Raw genomic sequence first — 14,934 nt, forward strand, 5'->3', positions numbered from 1 at the left:
ACCCCGTGATCCGGCCGGACCGCGGAACTGGCCCAAAGATGCTGGGTGCTCTGTTCGCCGGCCGGGATCACCGGAGGCGCCACAATCCATTCTGCGCATTACCGCGCCTGGGATGGATGCCCTCCGACAACTGAACACTGATTTAGCAAGCAAACGCTTTTGACCTGCGGCGGGAGAGCCCTGCCGGTACGTTCAGCAGGCGCCGTAGGAGCAAACCCTCCCCAGGAAACTCTCAGGCCCACGTACCGCCGCGGTGAGGCAACTCTGGAAAGCAGCCGGGCCCTGTCCTGGCTCACCGACGGTGCAAGCACGCCCATGCCGGCATGTGGAAACTCTCAGGTCCCAGACAGAGCGGGGAGGAAATCCAATCTTTGCGACACCCCGGGTGCCGCTCGAACGATGGAGTTCCTCAATGACGACCCATTCCCCGACGTCCCCCGGCGGCGGAGCCCCGCACCTGGAGCGGCAGCTCAGCAACCGCCACATCCAACTGATCGCCATCGGCGGTGCAATCGGCACCGGCCTGTTCATGGGCTCAGGCAAGACCATCTCGGCGGCCGGCCCCTCGGTGATCTTTGTGTACATGATCATCGGCTTCATGCTGTTCTTCGTCATGCGTGCCATGGGTGAACTGCTGCTCAGCAACCTCAACTACAAGTCCTTCAGCGACTTTGCCGCTGACCTGCTGGGTCCATGGGCCGGCTTCTTCACAGGCTGGACCTACTGGTTCTGCTGGGTCATCACCGGCATCGCCGATGTCATCGCCATCGCGGGCTACTCCAAAGAGCTGTGGCCCGGACTACCCCTCTGGATTCCCGGCCTGGCCACCGTGGCCATCCTGCTCCTGCTGAACCTCACCACCGTGAAGGCGTTCGGCGAAACGGAGTTCTGGTTCGCACTCATCAAGATCATTGCCATTGCCGCTCTGATCATCGTTGGCCTGTTCATGATCTTCACCGGTTTCCAGTCCGACGCCGGCCCTGCCACCTTCACCAACCTGTGGAGCCACGGCGGATTCTTCCCGAACGAGTTCATGGGCTTCGTGGCCGGCTTCCAGATCGCCGTTTTCGCCTTCGTGGGCATCGAACTGGTGGGCACCACCGCCGCCGAGGCCAAGAACCCGGAGCGGAACCTTCCCAAGGCCATCAACTCCATCCCCATCCGCGTGCTCCTCTTCTACGTGGGCGCCCTCATCATCCTGATGGCCGTCACCCCCTGGACTGAGTTCAGGGCCGGTCACAGCCCCTTCATCGCCATGTTCTCCCTGGCAGGCCTGGGCGCCGCGGCCACCGTGGTCAATCTCGTGGTGCTGAGCTCCGCGATGTCCTCCGCGAACTCCGGCATCTACTCGACGTCCCGCATGGTCTTCGGCCTTGCCCAGGAAGGCGACGCTCCCGACGTCTTTGGCAAACTGTCCCGGCGGAAGGTGCCCCAGAACGCACTGTTCCTCTCCTGCGTGCTGCTGCTGTCCGGCGTCGTCCTCATGTATGCGGGCCAGGACGTGGGCAAGGCCTTCGACATGGTGACCACTGTCTCCGCCGTCTGCTTCGTCTTTGTCTGGTCGATTATCCTGGCCAGCTACATCGCTTTCCGCCGCCGCCGGCCGCACCTGCATGAGGAATCGAAGTTCAAGATGCCCGGCGGTGTGGCCATGGTCTGGGTGGTCTTCGCGTTCTTCGCCTTCGTGATCTGGGCCCTGACCACGCAGCCTGACACCCTGGTGGCCCTGCTGGTCACCCCGGTGTGGTTCGTCCTGCTGGGCGCCGCGTGGTTCGTCCTCCGCCGCCGGCCCGCACACCAGGCCCGTTTCGCCGCGTTCCAGGCTGAACTGCAGGCGGACCAGGACTTCACTGACGCCGCTTCCGGCAGGGCGGCACGGCAGGATGCCTCCGCAGAAGCGCGCGAAGAGCGGGTCAAGCGGTGATCGGCACCGAGGTCCGCGCGGCGGGGGCCGGCCAGCTCCAGGCCATGCCGCACGAAACGGGCCGGGAATTCGTGCTGACGTTCCATTGCCCGGATGCCCTTGGCATTGTCCAGGCGGTGGCGGCATACCTGCTGGAACAGGAATGCTACATCGTGGACATCAAGCAGTTCGGCGACAGGGCTAGCGGCCGGTTCTTCATGCGAATCCACGTCACCTCTCGGGTTGAGCTGGACCTTGGCCGCCTCCGGGCGGGTTTCGGTCAGGTGGCCCAGGAGTGGCAGATGGACTGGCGGCTGGAACGCCACGGACGCAAGCAGCCCATCCTGGTGATGGTTTCCAAGTATGAGCATTGCCTCAACGACCTCCTGTTCCGCGCCCGCAGTGGTGAGTTGCCCGTGGAGATCGCCGCCGTGGTGTCCAATCACCCGGACCTGAAACCGCTTGCGGCGTGGCACGGTGTTCCGTTCCACCACATCCCCGTGACGCCGGAAACCAAGGCCGATGCCGAGGAGCGGCTGCTGGGCCTGGTGGACCACTACGCCGTGGAGTTGGTGGTGCTGGCCCGCTACATGCAGGTGCTCAGCGACGAGGCCACCACCCGCCTCAGTGGCAAGGCCATCAACATCCACCACTCGTTCCTGCCCAGCTTCAAGGGTGCCAAGCCCTACCACCAGGCCTACGAGCGGGGCGTCAAAACGGTGGGCGCCACAGCCCATTACGTCAACTCGGAGCTGGACGAGGGGCCCATCATCTCCCAGCAGGTCATCGAGGTGGACCACACGTACTCCGCCTCGGACCTGGTCACGGTTGGCCGCGACGCCGAATGCAAGGCGCTCACGAATGCCGTCCGCTGGCACGCTGAAGGGCGGATAGTCCTCTCCGGCAACCGGACGGTCATCCTGCGCTAGCTGCCGGCCCATCCACGCGGCCGGCGCCCGCACTCCCTCCAGCCGGGAGGGGCAGGTGCCGGCCGCCGTGGCACCAAATCTGAATACAGCCTTTCGAGCTGTGGCGGGAGAGTTCTCCCGGCCATCACCGGGCAGGCGCCGTAGGAGCAAATCCTCCCCAGGAATCTCTCAGGCCCATGTACCGTCACGGCGAGGCGACTCTGGAAAGCAGTGCTGCTCCGGCAGCACTCACCGACGGTGCAAGCAGGCCCTGATGGGTTTGCGGAATCTCTCAGGTCCAATACAGAGCGGGGAGGGGCCCGATCCATGCCGCGCCACCCGTGGCCGGCCAAACCTGGAGTTCCTCATGACGATTCAATCCCTCATGGCAACAGCCGCAGCATCGATTCGCGCGGAAGGACAGGCCGGCAAGTCCGGTGCGGTACTGCCTGTCCGGATGCAGGTCATTCCCTCGGAGGGTATTGCCGCCATCGTCCAGGCCGCCGTACCCGCTGGGACACAGCTGACGGTGACGTGCCTGCCCTGCCGGGGTGTGGGACCCACCATCCGGACGGCCATCGAGCTTGCCTACCTTGGCTTCGAGGTTGTCCCGCACCTGGCCGCACGAAGCATCGAAAGCCGTGAGCAACTGGCCGGCGTGCTCCGGAACTGCCACGACGCCGGCATCACCGAAGTGTTCGCCGTCGGCGGTGACGCGGGGGAGCCGGCCGGTCCCTATGACAGCAGCCTTCCATTGCTGGAGGACCTCGCGGAGGTTTCCGGCGGACGGATCCGGGCCGGGGTGGCGGGTTACCCCGAGGGGCACCCGGACCACAGTGAACTGCACATGCTCGATGCCCTGCTGGAAAAGCAGCATCTGGCATCGTCAGTGGTGACGCAACTGTGCTTTTCGGCCCCACGGATCCAGTGGTACGCCCAAACCCTGCGCCGGGAAGGGGTGCGCCTGCCTGTCTGGGCTGGGGTGCCCGGCGCTGTTCCGCGGGCCGAGTTGATTTCCCTTGCGACCAGGATCGGTGTGGGCCCATCCCTCAAACTGCTGAACCGCAGGGGCCCGCTTGGCCGCCGCCTGCTCCGGGGCGGCCACTACTCGCCCGAGTCCATCGTGGCGGAACTGAAGCGCGGCGGGGCAGTGGAAGGTATCCACCTTTACACGTTCAACAACCTGGCCGGTCCCGCCAGCTAGAAGGCCGGGGGCCGGGGTGGCAGGTGACGCGGATCGGAAAGTTCAGCATGCTTAGTGTTTGTCCACATAGGATGGATAAGCACGGCAGCCTACCCGCTGCAGGTCGATTTGAATGAAGGTGACCATGGCCAGGCGCAGCAATCCCGCAGTACGAATCGCACAGGAAACCGCCCACAACGCAATGTTCGATGCCGACGGCAAACCCAAGCCCGGTGTCCACAACATGCTGCTGAAGGCAGTGCAGATCCAGCGGCCCCTGGTGGTGGCCTACATCCGCCGGCTCCAGAAGAAGCATCCGCGGGCCACCGCCGCCCAGTTGGCCGCCATCGCAGAGCGTGACTACCTGCGCGCAGTGGCCGGTGGGGGCGCCCTCGTGGGAGCCACCGCCGTCGTCCCTGGTGTTGGAACCGTGGCGTCGCTGGGACTTTCCGCAGCCGCAACCGTCGGCTTCCTGGAGGCGACGGCCCTCTACGCGACCTCGCTGGCAGAGCTCCACGGCATCCGCCTCACCAATCCCGAGAAGGCCGGCACCATGGTCATGGCCATCATGCTTGGTGAGGAAGGCACCGCCCTGCTGGGAACGCTCAGCGGCCAGGCGGCCGGGGGCGCCAAGCCCGCCGACGTCTGGGGGAGCATGCTGTCCAAGTCCTCGATGCCTGGATTCGGCAGCGTCCGGAAGAGTATCCAGCACGCCTTCCTGAAGAACCTGCTCAAACGGCAGGGCACTGCGCTGTTCGGCCGGGCCCTCCCCTTCGGCATAGGGGCAGTTGTGGGCGGAGCCGGTAACCTCGTGATGGGCCGTGCCGTGGCGCAGAACGCCAGGGAGGCGTTCGGACCCATGCCGGACACCATTCCCGGGGAGCTGACCGCCGCTGCCGGGCCGGACAACCTGACCCTGGAAGGCAACACACTTGGATCTCAACGCTGATGTAGGCCAATCATTCGGCTCCTGGACCGCGGGAGGCGATCCGGCGATGTTTCAGCTGGCCACCAGCGTCAACGTAGCGTGCGGCCTCCACGCAGGCGATCCGGTCACCATGCTGGACAGCTGCCGGGCGGCTTACGAACTTGACGTCACCGTGGGTGCGCACCTTGGCTACCGCGATATGGCCGGATTTGGCCGGCGCTCGCTGGACATGAGTTTTGATGAGCTATTCGGCGACGTGCTGTACCAGCTGGGCGCGCTCGACGGCGTCGCACATGCCGTGGGTGCCTCGGTGGACTTCGTGAAGCCACACGGTGCGCTGTATGACACGCTGATCCATGATGCCGAGCAGGCCGCCGCCCTGGTTGCGGCCGTGAACGCCTACGATCCCGGACTTCCCATCCTGGGCTTCCCGGGCTCGGAGCTGCTGAAGCAGGCCAAGGAAGCCGGCCACCCCGTATTCACCGAGGCCTTCGCCGACCGCGCCTACTACGCCGACGGCACCCTGGTGCCGCTTTCCAGGGAAGACGCCATGCTGAACGACGTCGACACTATCGTTGAGCGGGCCGTTCGCCTGGCCACGAAAGGCGAAGTGGTGGCCATCGACGGGTCCATCGTCACCGTCCAGCCGGACTCCCTGCGACTGCAGGGCGGCAGCCCCGGCGCCGTGGAGACGGCGGCAAACATTCGGGCAGGTCTTGAAGCCGCAGGCGTGGAGCTGGAGGCCTTCGCATAGGACCCAGCCGTTTGCAAGCTGGATTGGCATACCCGTTGGCGTACCAACCGCGTGGCTGGCCGGCTTCACGGTGACAGGGCGTATGGCTCGGCGTGGAATTCGGCCCAGACTGGATCGTCGGCCGGCAGGTCGTTGAGGTCCACGTATCTGGCGTCGTCGGGTTCCCACTGCGGGAGGTCTTCGAGGTGCGCGTCAAGGCACCGGCATTCACGGGGCACGGCCCACTGCGGCCATTGCGGCCAGGTTCCTGGTGGCCAGGGGGTTGGTTCGGCATCCTGCTGTTCGGCGTTGTAGTGCCTGCCTGTTGGTGAGGTCCAGCCGGGTGGCTCATTCTTGTTGGCCGGGTCCGGTGTCCATCTGCCGTGATGTTTGAGCCGATGATGCTTAGGGCAGAGTTGAGCCAGGTTGCTGACGTTGGTGATGCCACCGTGTTGCCAGGCGGTGAGGTGGTCGGTGTCGTTGTCGGGGGTGCGGTTGGTGCAGCCGGGAAAGGTGCATTTGGCATCCCGCATCCTGATCCAGCGTTTGATGGTTTCGGTGAGCCGGTAGTTCTTCCTGCCGATTTCCAAGGGTGCCCCGTCACGGGGGTCGACCAGGACCCGGTAGAACGAGTCAGCCCCGTCCGCGACGAGCCTGCGTGCCATGGATGCCGGGATCGGGCCGAAACCATCCAATACGGCGGGTTCATCGGTCTGGCCGAGGAGGGAGAGCACGGGGACGGTGACCAGGACGTCCGCCCGCGGGGTGGGGACTTCGCTGAGTTCCTTGGCAGTTCCAGCGCCGAGGAGCAGGGAGGCGGCGATGTCGGGGCGGAGTTGGGTGAGGGTGCGCTCTTCGGTGGGGCCTTGGAGGCCTCGGGCGGTGGCGGTGGTCCGGTTCCAGATGGCGCAGGCGGTATCCCCGGGGAGGTAGAGGGAGACCCAGGCCATGCCGTCCCGGTCGGGGGTGTATTCCATCCGCCGGTCAGCCACCCCCTTGGCGTGCCGCTTCTCAATCGATTCCGGATGGTGGCGTTCCCGCCACCCACGGACCTTGGCCCGGAACCGGGAGGGTACGAGCTCACCGGGGGTGGCACCCCGGTGGGGGTTCGGCGCATCGGGGTCGAAGAAGTGCGCCACCAGAGAGGCCGCGCCGTCGGGGGAGAGGCCTTCGGTTTCGTCGGCGATGATCTTCGCGTGCTGCCAGGACAACACGCCGGCGGCCAGTGCGTCCATGACGGGTGGCAGGGAACAGACCCTGCGGGATTGGTCCGTGAACGCGCCCGCGGCCGCCGAACTGATGGTCAGGACCCCGGCGACCTCCTCCACCACCGACATCTGCGCGTAAGTGCGGTCTTGGATCGACGCGTCCGGCGGCGTCATGGCCTCCTGCAGTTCAACGGCTCGGACGGCCTGCCGGGACTTTAGCGCGGCGAGTTGAGCTTCCAGCCGGGCCATCAGCTCCAAGCCTTCAAGACACAGCTCATACCGCCGTTGCAACACATCCACACCGGCACCAACATGAGCCCCGGACGCCAGGAAAACGTCCTCTTTCTCCAGCGTACCCAGGGCAGCAACAGAGGCATGGACACCCTCCAAAGCCGCCCCAACACCACCGTCGATTCCCATACCGACATCATCCAACGAGGCACTGACATTTGAGCCCGCCCCCTGCCCAATCCGCCAGGCCGCCAACGCCACCCGCGGCCAAAGGTGCCTTGACCCTAAAAAGCGCGTGCCGCCGTCGTACGCGTTCCCGCTGCGCAGGTTCCTTCCCGCACCCCTAATACGGAATAAATCAAGCTGTCTGTGACAGTTTGGGTGTTTGGTTGGGTTGGTTGATCCAGGCTTCCCCGGGCGGTGCCGGAGTGACCGGGGGGCTGCGGAAGCGTTCGGGGTGTCGGCGGTAGTAGGCCTCGTGGGCGTGTTGGCGGTGGTTCCGGATGTCTGCTGCGCTGCCATCGTGCACTGAAGTGGGTGTGAACCAGTTCAGGCCACTGTGTAGGTGGTTGTTGTTGTAGTCATCGAAGAACCAGCGCGCAAAGTCTCTAGCTTGTTTGAGCGATTCGAAGCGCTCGGGGAATTCGAGTGAGTACTTCACGGTCTTGAAGAGGGATTCGATGTAGGGGTTGTCGTTGGAGACTCTCGGGCGGGAATGCGAAGGACGGATCCCCAAGGTGCGCAGCAGTTCCCATGTCCGGGCGGACCTCATGGGTCCTCCGTTGTCCGCGTGGAGCACTTTCGGGGCTGTCCTGGCAGCCAGGACTGCGCTGCGGATGAGGTCCTGGGCGAGTGCTGTGTCCTCGACCTGCTCGACTCGGTGGCCCATGACTTTCCGCGAGAAGACGTCAATGATGGTGTAGAGCTTGAGGTGTTGTCTGCCGGGTCCCCGAAGCATCGTGATGTCCCAGGACCATAGCTGGTTCGGCGCTGTGGCTTGGAGGACTGGTTTCGCGCGGGAGGTTGTTGCGGCGCCAGCGGATCTTCGGCGGCGTCGGTCCCCGTTCTGGCCATGCCGACGGACGATCCGGTGGGCAGATGCCATCGAGCAATAGATGTCCCCGGCATCAGCCATCCTCCTCACGGCTTGTGTGACGGAGAGCCCGGAATACTCCTCGTTGTTAATGGTTTGGAGCAGTTTCTCTTCGTCCTCGGGGCTGATCCTGTTCGGATAGGACCGGTCACGGTGTGCAACGACAACACCGGGGCGTTTGGTGCCTCTGCGATACCGGTACCAGGTCTCGTGGGAGAGCCCCAGCAGGCTGCAGGCCCTGCGGACTCCGTAGCCGACACCACTCAACGCGGTGATCACTCCGAGGAGGACGTCCCGTCGACGGGCTTCTTCAGCCACTCTGGCCGGCCTGGTTCCGGTTCGTCCAAGTGGGGATCTGTTGCTGCCGCGCTCCGGGCCATAGCGTCCAGGAGCGCGGCAGCTTTTCCCAGGATCTCCACCGCGGCCTCCGACTTCTCCAGCTTTTGCTTCAGCCGCTCGTTCTCTGTCCGAAGGTGTTTGAGTTCATCCCTGTCACGCGCTGTCATCCATGTCTTCCCCTCACCTGTCCCGGGTTGAACCCCCGGCGGCAGGAGCCGCCCTTCATCCCGGGCAGCAAGCCAATCACGGAAGGTCGCGGAGTGCACCTGAACCCGGCGGCAAAACTCGGACTTGGAACCCCAGTCCACGCACTTGTCGTATTCCAGCAACAAATCCCACTTCTGCTGGGCCGAGAACCGATGAAACTTTGTGGGACGAGTCGGAATTTCCATGGGCGTTCCTTCCCCGCCCCGAAGTGTCACACAACAGGCTGACACACAGGGAATACCCGGCGCGAAAAGGAATGTGCGCAGCGAAAAAATCTACCCGCAGCGAAAAGCCCCGAGCGAATCACCCAAAGATCAGCTGCGCCACCGTGAAGATCGCCAGCCCTGCCAGCGACCCCACCACCGTGCCGTTGATGCGGATGAACTGCAGGTCCTTGCCCACCTGGAGCTCGATCTTCTGCGAGGTTTCCTCGGCATCCCAGCGCGCCACCGTGTCCGTGATGACCCCGGCGATGTCCGAACGGTAGGTCCGGACCAGGTAACCCGCAGCGTCACCGATCCAGGCGTTGACCTTCCCGGCCAGTTCCGGATCCTGCACCAGGCGCGACCCAAAATCGCGCACCGCTGCCTTGAACTTGATGGTGAGTTCGCTGTCCGGATCGTCCACGGCACCCAGCAGTGCGTTCTTGACCGTGCCCCATGTCCGGGACGCGAGCTCGCGCACCTCGGGGTCGCCCAGGACCTGCGCCTTGATGTCCTCTGCACGCGCAATCATCGCGGGATCATGCTGCAGGTCCTGCGCAAGGTCGCTGAGGTACTTGTCGATCGACTGCCGAACCTGATGCCGGGGGTCCGCCTGGACGGCCCGCACAAACTTCAGGATTTCGAGGTAGACCTTGTCGCCCACCAGCCCGTCCACGAACTGCGGAACCCAGGTGGGGGAGCGGTCGGACACCAGGTGGGTGACCGTATCGTGGTTGTCGTCCACCCAGTCCGCCGCGCGGTCCACCAACAGGTCAACCAGCGTGTGATGGTGTCCGTCGTGGAAGATCCGCTCCGCCAGCCTGCCCACCGGAGGTCCCCACGGCGGTGTGAGCAGGTGCTTGCGCACCATGCCCTCGATGACGGCCTGGACGTCGTCGTCATTCAAAACCTTGAAGGCGCCGCGGATGACGGCAGCCCCCTCCTTGGCCACGCGGTCGGCGCCGCCGGGCGCCGCCAGCCACTCACCGGCGCGGCGGGCGATATTGACGCTCGCCAGCTTGTCCTGGACAACCTGCTCGGAGAGGAAATTGGTCTCCACGAACTCACCCAGGGAAGCACCGATCTGGTCTTTCCTGCGTGGAATGATGGCCGTGTGCGGAATCTTGATGCCCATGGGGTACTTGAACAGGGCCGTTACGGCGAACCAGTCGGCCAGCGCACCCACCATGCCGCCCTCAGCCGCCGCGCGCACGTACTGCAGCCACGGATATTCCTTCTGCAGCGCGAACGCAAAGACAAAAATCACTGCCATGGCAATCAGCAGGCTCAGCGCCAGCAGCTTCATCTTCCGCAGCGCTGCCGCCTTTTCGGCGTCGTCGGCACCGGGTTGGCGGCGTACGACGGCGGCTGCCGCCTCCGCGCCCAACCCCACCTGCTGCGCGGCTTCGGTGGGGGCTTCCTGCGTGGTTGGCCCAGTAGTTGCCTCAGAGTTCACCTGCATGTGCCAAGCCTAGCCCCGAAGGCGGGAGCCGGTCGGCTACCGTGTGTGCATGACAACTGACGAGTCAGTGATGCAGCGGCCGCTGGTCTTTGCCCACCGCGGTTCAAGCGGCGCCTATGCCGAACACACCCGGGCCGCCTACCTGCAGGCCCTGGCCGACGGGGCGGACGGGGTGGAGTGCGATGTCCACCTGACCCGGGACCAGCATCTTGTCCTGCTCCACGACGCCAACCTGGACCGCACCTCGGATGGGACCGGGCCGGTAGCCGACCGAACGCTCCGTGAGCTGCGCCAGTTGGATTTCTCGTCCTGGAAGGGAGTCCGCATCCCTGAAACCTACGGGGCGCGCTCGGAGCAGCTCCTCACCCTCCCGGAGCTGCTGGACATCCTGCGCGGGGCAGGTCGTCCCGTGAAACTGGCCATCGAGCTCAAGCATCCGAGTCCGTACCAGCTCAAGCTGGAGGACCGGGTCCTGGAGGTGCTCCGCAGCGAGTGCTGGGACCCGCAAAGCTCCACTGTGGACAACGTGGCCGTGACCTTCATGAGTTTCAGCCCGGATTCGGTCCGCCACCTGCTTCTTTCTGTCCCGCCCCAGTACATCTGCCAGCTCGTGGACGATCTCACCATCCACGAAATCCGCGGCGGGCTCGGCGTGGGGCCGATTACCGGGGGCGCTATCGCCAACCTGATGAAAGCCACCCAGCTGGAGGGCGAACGGATCCTGGACGACCGCGAGGTGGGCATGGCCGGGCCCGGCATCGAGTACGTCCGTGAGCGGCCGGACACCGTCCGCCGCTGGCTGGACTCCGGCCGCCGCTTCAGGGTGTGGACCGTGGACTCACCCGAGGATGTGGCGCTCTGCCGGGAGTTGGGCATCCAGGAGATCACCACCAACGTGCCGGCCCGTGTCCTTGACCAGCTCCACGTTGCCTCGCCGCAGGGAAAGTAGGGGGGGACATGGACGCCCCCGGCCCGTTTTCCCGGCCCCGGTGGTGGGCCGGTCCGCTCGACGTCGAAGGCCTGGCACTCCAGTCGGTGGAAGCAGCGGCGGATGCACTGAACCTGTACGCGGGTACGCCTGGCCGCTTCAGAACCACACCTGGGCTCACGGCGGCTGCCTTTGATTCCTTCGGACACCTGCTCATTGCGGGGCGCAAACCGCAGGGATTTGCGCCCCTGTCCGGCTTCCGGCGCACCGCCGACGGCTGGATCCGGCTGCACGCCAACTACCCGCACCACGAGCAACGGCTGCTGCAGGCGCTGGGTGCGTCCTCCGCGGCAGGGGCTGAACACGCCCTTCGTTCCATGGCGGCGTTCGAGGCTGAGGCGGCCATCCAGGGCCACGGCGGGATTGCTGCCGCCGTCAGAACCCGCGCGGAGTGGCTTGCCTCCGAGATGGGCCAGGCGGCGGGCGCGGGGTCCTGGGTCGCCGTGGAACACTCTGACGGCACCATGGCCGGGTTGGGGCTGCAGGACTTTGGGGCGGCAACGGCTGTGACAGGCGGCGGTGAGAGCCAGGGTAAGGGCAACGACGGCGGCACCGGCCTGCCGCTGGACGGGATTCGGGTCCTGGACCTGACGCGGGTGATCGCAGGGCCGGTCGCCACCCGCCTGCTGGCAGCGCTCGGAGCAGACGTTCTGCGGATCGACCCGCCCGCCTTTCCCGAGATCGAAGACCAGTTCGTGGACACCGCGTTTGGCAAGCGCAGCGCGGCAGCCGACCTGGGCCTCCCGGCAAACCAGCACCGCCTCAGGCAACTGCTGGCAGGCGCAGACGTCGTGGTAACCGGCTACCGGCACGGCGCCCTGGACCGCTTTGGGCTCAACCCGCGGGAACTGCTGGCAGCACATCCAAGACTGGTGGTGGTCACCCTCAACAGTTGGGGCGGCAGCGGGCCGTGGAGCGTCCTGCGCGGCTTTGACAGCATCGTCCAGGCCGCCAGCGGAATCGCGCACGTCTGCGGCAAAGAGGACGACGACGGCGGGTGGCGCCCCGGAGCCCTTCCGGTCCAGGCGCTGGACCACGCCACCGGGTACGGGGTGGCCGCGGCGGCCGTCCGCCTTCTGGCCGGGCGCCGCCACGGGGGCATGGGCGGCGCCGCCCACCTGTCGCTGGCGCGCACCTCCGAGGAACTGTTTTCCCTGTCGAATAACGCGGAAAGCGCGAGGAACACAGAAAGCCCGGACCGCAGAGAAAGCCCAGCGGAACTGCCCGCGCCCGAATACCGATTCAGGGATAGCAGCTACGGGGATCTCCGCTACGTCGGTCCGCCCCTGCTGGACGCGGGCCAGCCGCTGGACTATCAGTCCCCACCGCCGCCGTACGGAAGCTCGCCGCTCGCCTGGAGGTGAAGCCACGCGGAGCCGCCTTGCCATCGTCGCCTTGCCGCCGTCGCCTTTACCGCATTGGCTCAAACGCCGGTTTCTGGGCTCCGCTGTGGCTGTGATTGAGTGGTTCCATGTCTTTTCCCAGGTCCGTCCCCGCCGCTAAGGGCCTGTCCGCTTCGTGCCGATCCATTCAAGGCGCGGCCCTACAGCACCTGTCCGCAGCTGCCATGGGAGCCCTCCTGCTTGCCAGCGCCGGTAAGCATTTCAGGGACCCCGGCTTCTACCGCGACGTAGTCCCGGAATATCTATGCCGCCAGGATCCGACGACTGACACCACCCAAAGCACTGCATCCCAGCATCCTTTGGCCGTCCTGTCCAGGGACGAGTGGATCGCCGTGAGTGGCCTGCTGGAGCTGGCGGCCGCCGTCGGAATTCTCCTCCCGCCCACCCGCAGGCTGACAGCCACTGCCCTTACGGCGATGTTCACCGCGTTCCTGGCAGGGCACGTCGACGCGCTTGTGAGGGCGTACGGTCCGCAAGGGACGCCCCTCCGGCGGAAGATCCACGCCGCCCGGCTTCCACTCCAGGCGCCGCTGATCCTGTGGGCCTGGAGCCTGCGGAAACGGGCAGCGCCCGGCCGTAACCCGGGAGGCCGCGGGTGAAGCTGCTGGCCTCGCCAGCGGTCAGGGTGGGTATTTCCATCAGCATTGCCACTGGCCTTTACGGCGTGTCCTTCGGGGCGCTCGCGGTGACGTCCGGCCTCAACTTCTGGCAGACCATGGCCCTGAGCCTGCTCCTCTTCAGCGGCGGCTCGCAGTTCGCGTTCATTGGGGTTGTGGCAGGCGGAGGCTCGGGCCTCGCGGCCATGAGCGCTGCCACCCTCCTGGGCATGCGCAACGGCATCTACGGCATGCAGCTGAACGCGCTGCTGCGGCCCACCGGGTGGCGGAAGTTCATCGGCGCGCAGCTGACCATCGACGAATCCACTGCCACCAGCACGGGCCAGACGGACCCGGCTGAGCAGCGCCGTGGATTCTGGACCGCCGGGATCGGCGTCTACGTGTTGTGGAACCTCTTCACGGCGGTGGGGGCGCTCGCCGGGAGCGGGTTGGGTGACCCCAAGCAGTGGGGGCTTGACGGGGCCGCGGTCGCCGCCTTCCTGGCGCTGCTCTGGCCCCGGCTCAAAGGCAGGGAACCCATCGCCATCGCGGTGGTGTGTGCCGTGGCTACGGTAGTTGCTGTTCCCTTTGTGCCGGCGGGCGTGCCCATCCTGGTGGCCGCAGTAGTGGCGGCGCTGGTGGGCTGGTTCAGCCACGGCCGTCGTGACGAAGGCCTTGAGCCCGACGTCGAGCCATACGGCGCCCACGGCCCCGGCCACCACTCCGGCCATCGCCCGGGCCGGGACAGCCGTGGTGCGGGAACCGGGCACAGGGAAAGCGCCGATCCGGAGGCAGGCGCATGAGCCTGTGGATCTGGCTGCTCATTGCCTGCGGGCTTGCCTATGCATGGAAAATCGTGGGCTACTTTGTTCCTGCCAAGTTCCTTGAGGACCCGCGGGCATCACGCGTCGCAGGGACCATGACTATCGGCCTGCTTGCCTCGCTGACCGTGGTGAATGCGGCGGTGTCGGGCCAGGGGCTCGCTGCCGACGCCAGGCTGGGGGCGCTCGCCGCGGCAGCGATCGCCCTGGTTTTCCGGCCACCCTTCCTGGTGGTGGTCATCGCCGGAGCCGGCACTGCGGCGCTGTTGAGGTTTCTGGGCTGGAACTAATCCGGCAGCCCCGCGCACAACGGAGTGATTCACGTCACTTTACTGGGCCGGTGCCGGTTGTACTATGAGATCGGCTTATGCAGTTGGCCATGGATTCCCTATGAACGGTAACCATGGAAAATCAGCTGCATCCGGCAGGCGGTTTGGCGGGCAGGCTCCGCCAGAAGAACGCCCGACGGCGGGCGGGCCTCCCTGCCAAACGCTTCTTTAAGCGCTTTTCCGGACTTTCGGACGTACCGGAAGAGGACCTGGAACTTCTCTCCGAACGGCTTCGGGAAGCACTTGACCTTGATCCGTCGTCGTCCGTGCCTGCACTCCAGGCCCTGGTGCGCCGGGAAATCCGCAAGCGCGCAGACACGGGAACCCCCTAGGCGGCCAGCATTCCGGGCGCCATATGTGGTGCACTGGAAGAGAGGCAGCCCACACCCAGGCGGCCAC

The 14,934-nt window shown here is 65.8% G+C and carries 15 protein-coding genes and 2 riboswitches; of the genes, 11 read left to right on the plus strand and 4 right to left on the minus strand.

Annotation, left to right across the window (positions count from 1 at the left end; all coding sequences use genetic code 11):
* Positions 1-160: 160 nt before the first annotated feature.
* Positions 161-258, plus strand: a riboswitch (glycine riboswitch).
* Positions 259-412: 154 nt separating this feature from the next.
* From cycA to ACTAQI_RS18785, 5 genes are all read left to right on the plus strand, one after another.
* Positions 413-1,924: a D-serine/D-alanine/glycine transporter gene (gene cycA, locus ACTAQI_RS18765; protein ID WP_457947883.1), complete on the plus strand. Its 1,512-nt coding sequence runs from the start codon at positions 413-415 to the stop codon at positions 1,922-1,924.
* Between the two features lie 44 nt (positions 1,925-1,968).
* Positions 1,969-2,832: a formyltetrahydrofolate deformylase gene (gene purU, locus ACTAQI_RS18770; protein ID WP_457951108.1), complete on the plus strand. Its 864-nt coding sequence runs from the start codon at positions 1,969-1,971 to the stop codon at positions 2,830-2,832.
* Between the two features lie 94 nt (positions 2,833-2,926).
* Positions 2,927-3,026: riboswitch (glycine riboswitch) on the plus strand.
* Between the two features lie 152 nt (positions 3,027-3,178).
* The gene (locus tag ACTAQI_RS18775) at positions 3,179-4,015 is read left to right on the plus strand and encodes a methylenetetrahydrofolate reductase (RefSeq protein WP_457947885.1); all 837 of its coding nucleotides are present in this window, start codon (positions 3,179-3,181) and stop codon (positions 4,013-4,015) included.
* A 124-nt stretch (positions 4,016-4,139) separates the two neighbouring features.
* Positions 4,140-4,943 carry a hypothetical protein gene (locus tag ACTAQI_RS18780; RefSeq protein ID WP_457947887.1) on the plus strand — a complete coding sequence of 268 codons (804 nt, stop codon included), beginning with the start codon at positions 4,140-4,142 and terminating at the stop codon, positions 4,941-4,943.
* Positions 4,927-5,676 carry a LamB/YcsF family protein gene (locus ACTAQI_RS18785; protein WP_457947889.1) on the plus strand — a complete coding sequence of 250 codons (750 nt, stop codon included), beginning with the start codon at positions 4,927-4,929 and terminating at the stop codon, positions 5,674-5,676. The genes ACTAQI_RS18780 and ACTAQI_RS18785 overlap by 17 nt, the downstream gene beginning before the upstream one ends.
* A 65-nt stretch (positions 5,677-5,741) precedes the next feature.
* Here ACTAQI_RS18785 and ACTAQI_RS18790 read toward each other — a convergent pair whose 3' ends face one another.
* The 4 genes from ACTAQI_RS18790 to ACTAQI_RS18805 form a co-directional block, all read right to left on the minus strand.
* Complete coding sequence (locus tag ACTAQI_RS18790) at positions 5,742-7,283, minus strand: DUF222 domain-containing protein (protein WP_457947891.1); 1,542 nt, start codon at positions 7,281-7,283, stop codon at positions 5,742-5,744.
* A gap of 169 nt (positions 7,284-7,452) precedes the next feature.
* Positions 7,453-8,505: an IS3 family transposase gene (locus tag ACTAQI_RS18795; RefSeq protein WP_457946093.1), complete on the minus strand. Its 1,053-nt coding sequence runs from the start codon at positions 8,503-8,505 to the stop codon at positions 7,453-7,455.
* A complete protein-coding gene (locus tag ACTAQI_RS18800) occupies positions 8,463-8,918 on the minus strand; it encodes a hypothetical protein (protein ID WP_457946790.1) in 456 nt (151 codons plus the stop codon). Before ACTAQI_RS18800 ends, ACTAQI_RS18795 begins: the two co-directional genes overlap by 43 nt.
* Positions 8,919-9,036: 118 nt before the next feature.
* Positions 9,037-10,398, minus strand: coding sequence for a DUF445 domain-containing protein (locus ACTAQI_RS18805; RefSeq protein ID WP_457947893.1), 1,362 nt, complete (start codon positions 10,396-10,398; stop codon positions 9,037-9,039).
* 49 nt (positions 10,399-10,447) lie between these two features.
* On the opposite strand from ACTAQI_RS18805, the gene ACTAQI_RS18810 reads away from it, so the two are divergent.
* The 6 genes from ACTAQI_RS18810 (at position 10,448) to ACTAQI_RS18835 (ending at position 14,867) form a co-directional block, all read left to right on the plus strand.
* Positions 10,448-11,347, plus strand: coding sequence for a glycerophosphodiester phosphodiesterase (locus ACTAQI_RS18810; protein WP_457947895.1), 900 nt, complete (start codon positions 10,448-10,450; stop codon positions 11,345-11,347).
* Positions 11,348-11,355: 8 nt separating this feature from the next.
* Positions 11,356-12,750 (plus strand): CoA transferase, encoded by a 1,395-nt coding sequence (locus tag ACTAQI_RS18815; RefSeq protein WP_457947897.1) that lies wholly within the window; start codon positions 11,356-11,358, stop codon positions 12,748-12,750.
* 203 nt (positions 12,751-12,953) lie between these two features.
* Positions 12,954-13,388 carry a DoxX family protein gene (locus ACTAQI_RS18820; RefSeq protein ID WP_457951109.1) on the plus strand — a complete coding sequence of 145 codons (435 nt, stop codon included), beginning with the start codon at positions 12,954-12,956 and terminating at the stop codon, positions 13,386-13,388.
* Positions 13,385-14,188 carry an AzlC family ABC transporter permease gene (locus ACTAQI_RS18825; protein ID WP_457947899.1) on the plus strand — a complete coding sequence of 268 codons (804 nt, stop codon included), beginning with the start codon at positions 13,385-13,387 and terminating at the stop codon, positions 14,186-14,188. The genes ACTAQI_RS18820 and ACTAQI_RS18825 overlap by 4 nt, the downstream gene beginning before the upstream one ends.
* Complete coding sequence (locus tag ACTAQI_RS18830; RefSeq protein ID WP_457947901.1) at positions 14,185-14,496, plus strand: AzlD domain-containing protein; 312 nt, start codon at positions 14,185-14,187, stop codon at positions 14,494-14,496. Before ACTAQI_RS18825 ends, ACTAQI_RS18830 begins: the two co-directional genes overlap by 4 nt.
* A gap of 113 nt (positions 14,497-14,609) precedes the next feature.
* On the plus strand, positions 14,610-14,867 hold the full coding sequence (locus ACTAQI_RS18835; RefSeq protein ID WP_457947902.1) for a hypothetical protein: 258 nt from the start codon (positions 14,610-14,612) through the stop codon (positions 14,865-14,867).
* Positions 14,868-14,934: the final 67 nt, after the last annotated feature.

The sequence above is a fragment of the Pseudarthrobacter sp. alpha12b genome (assembly GCF_054130495.1).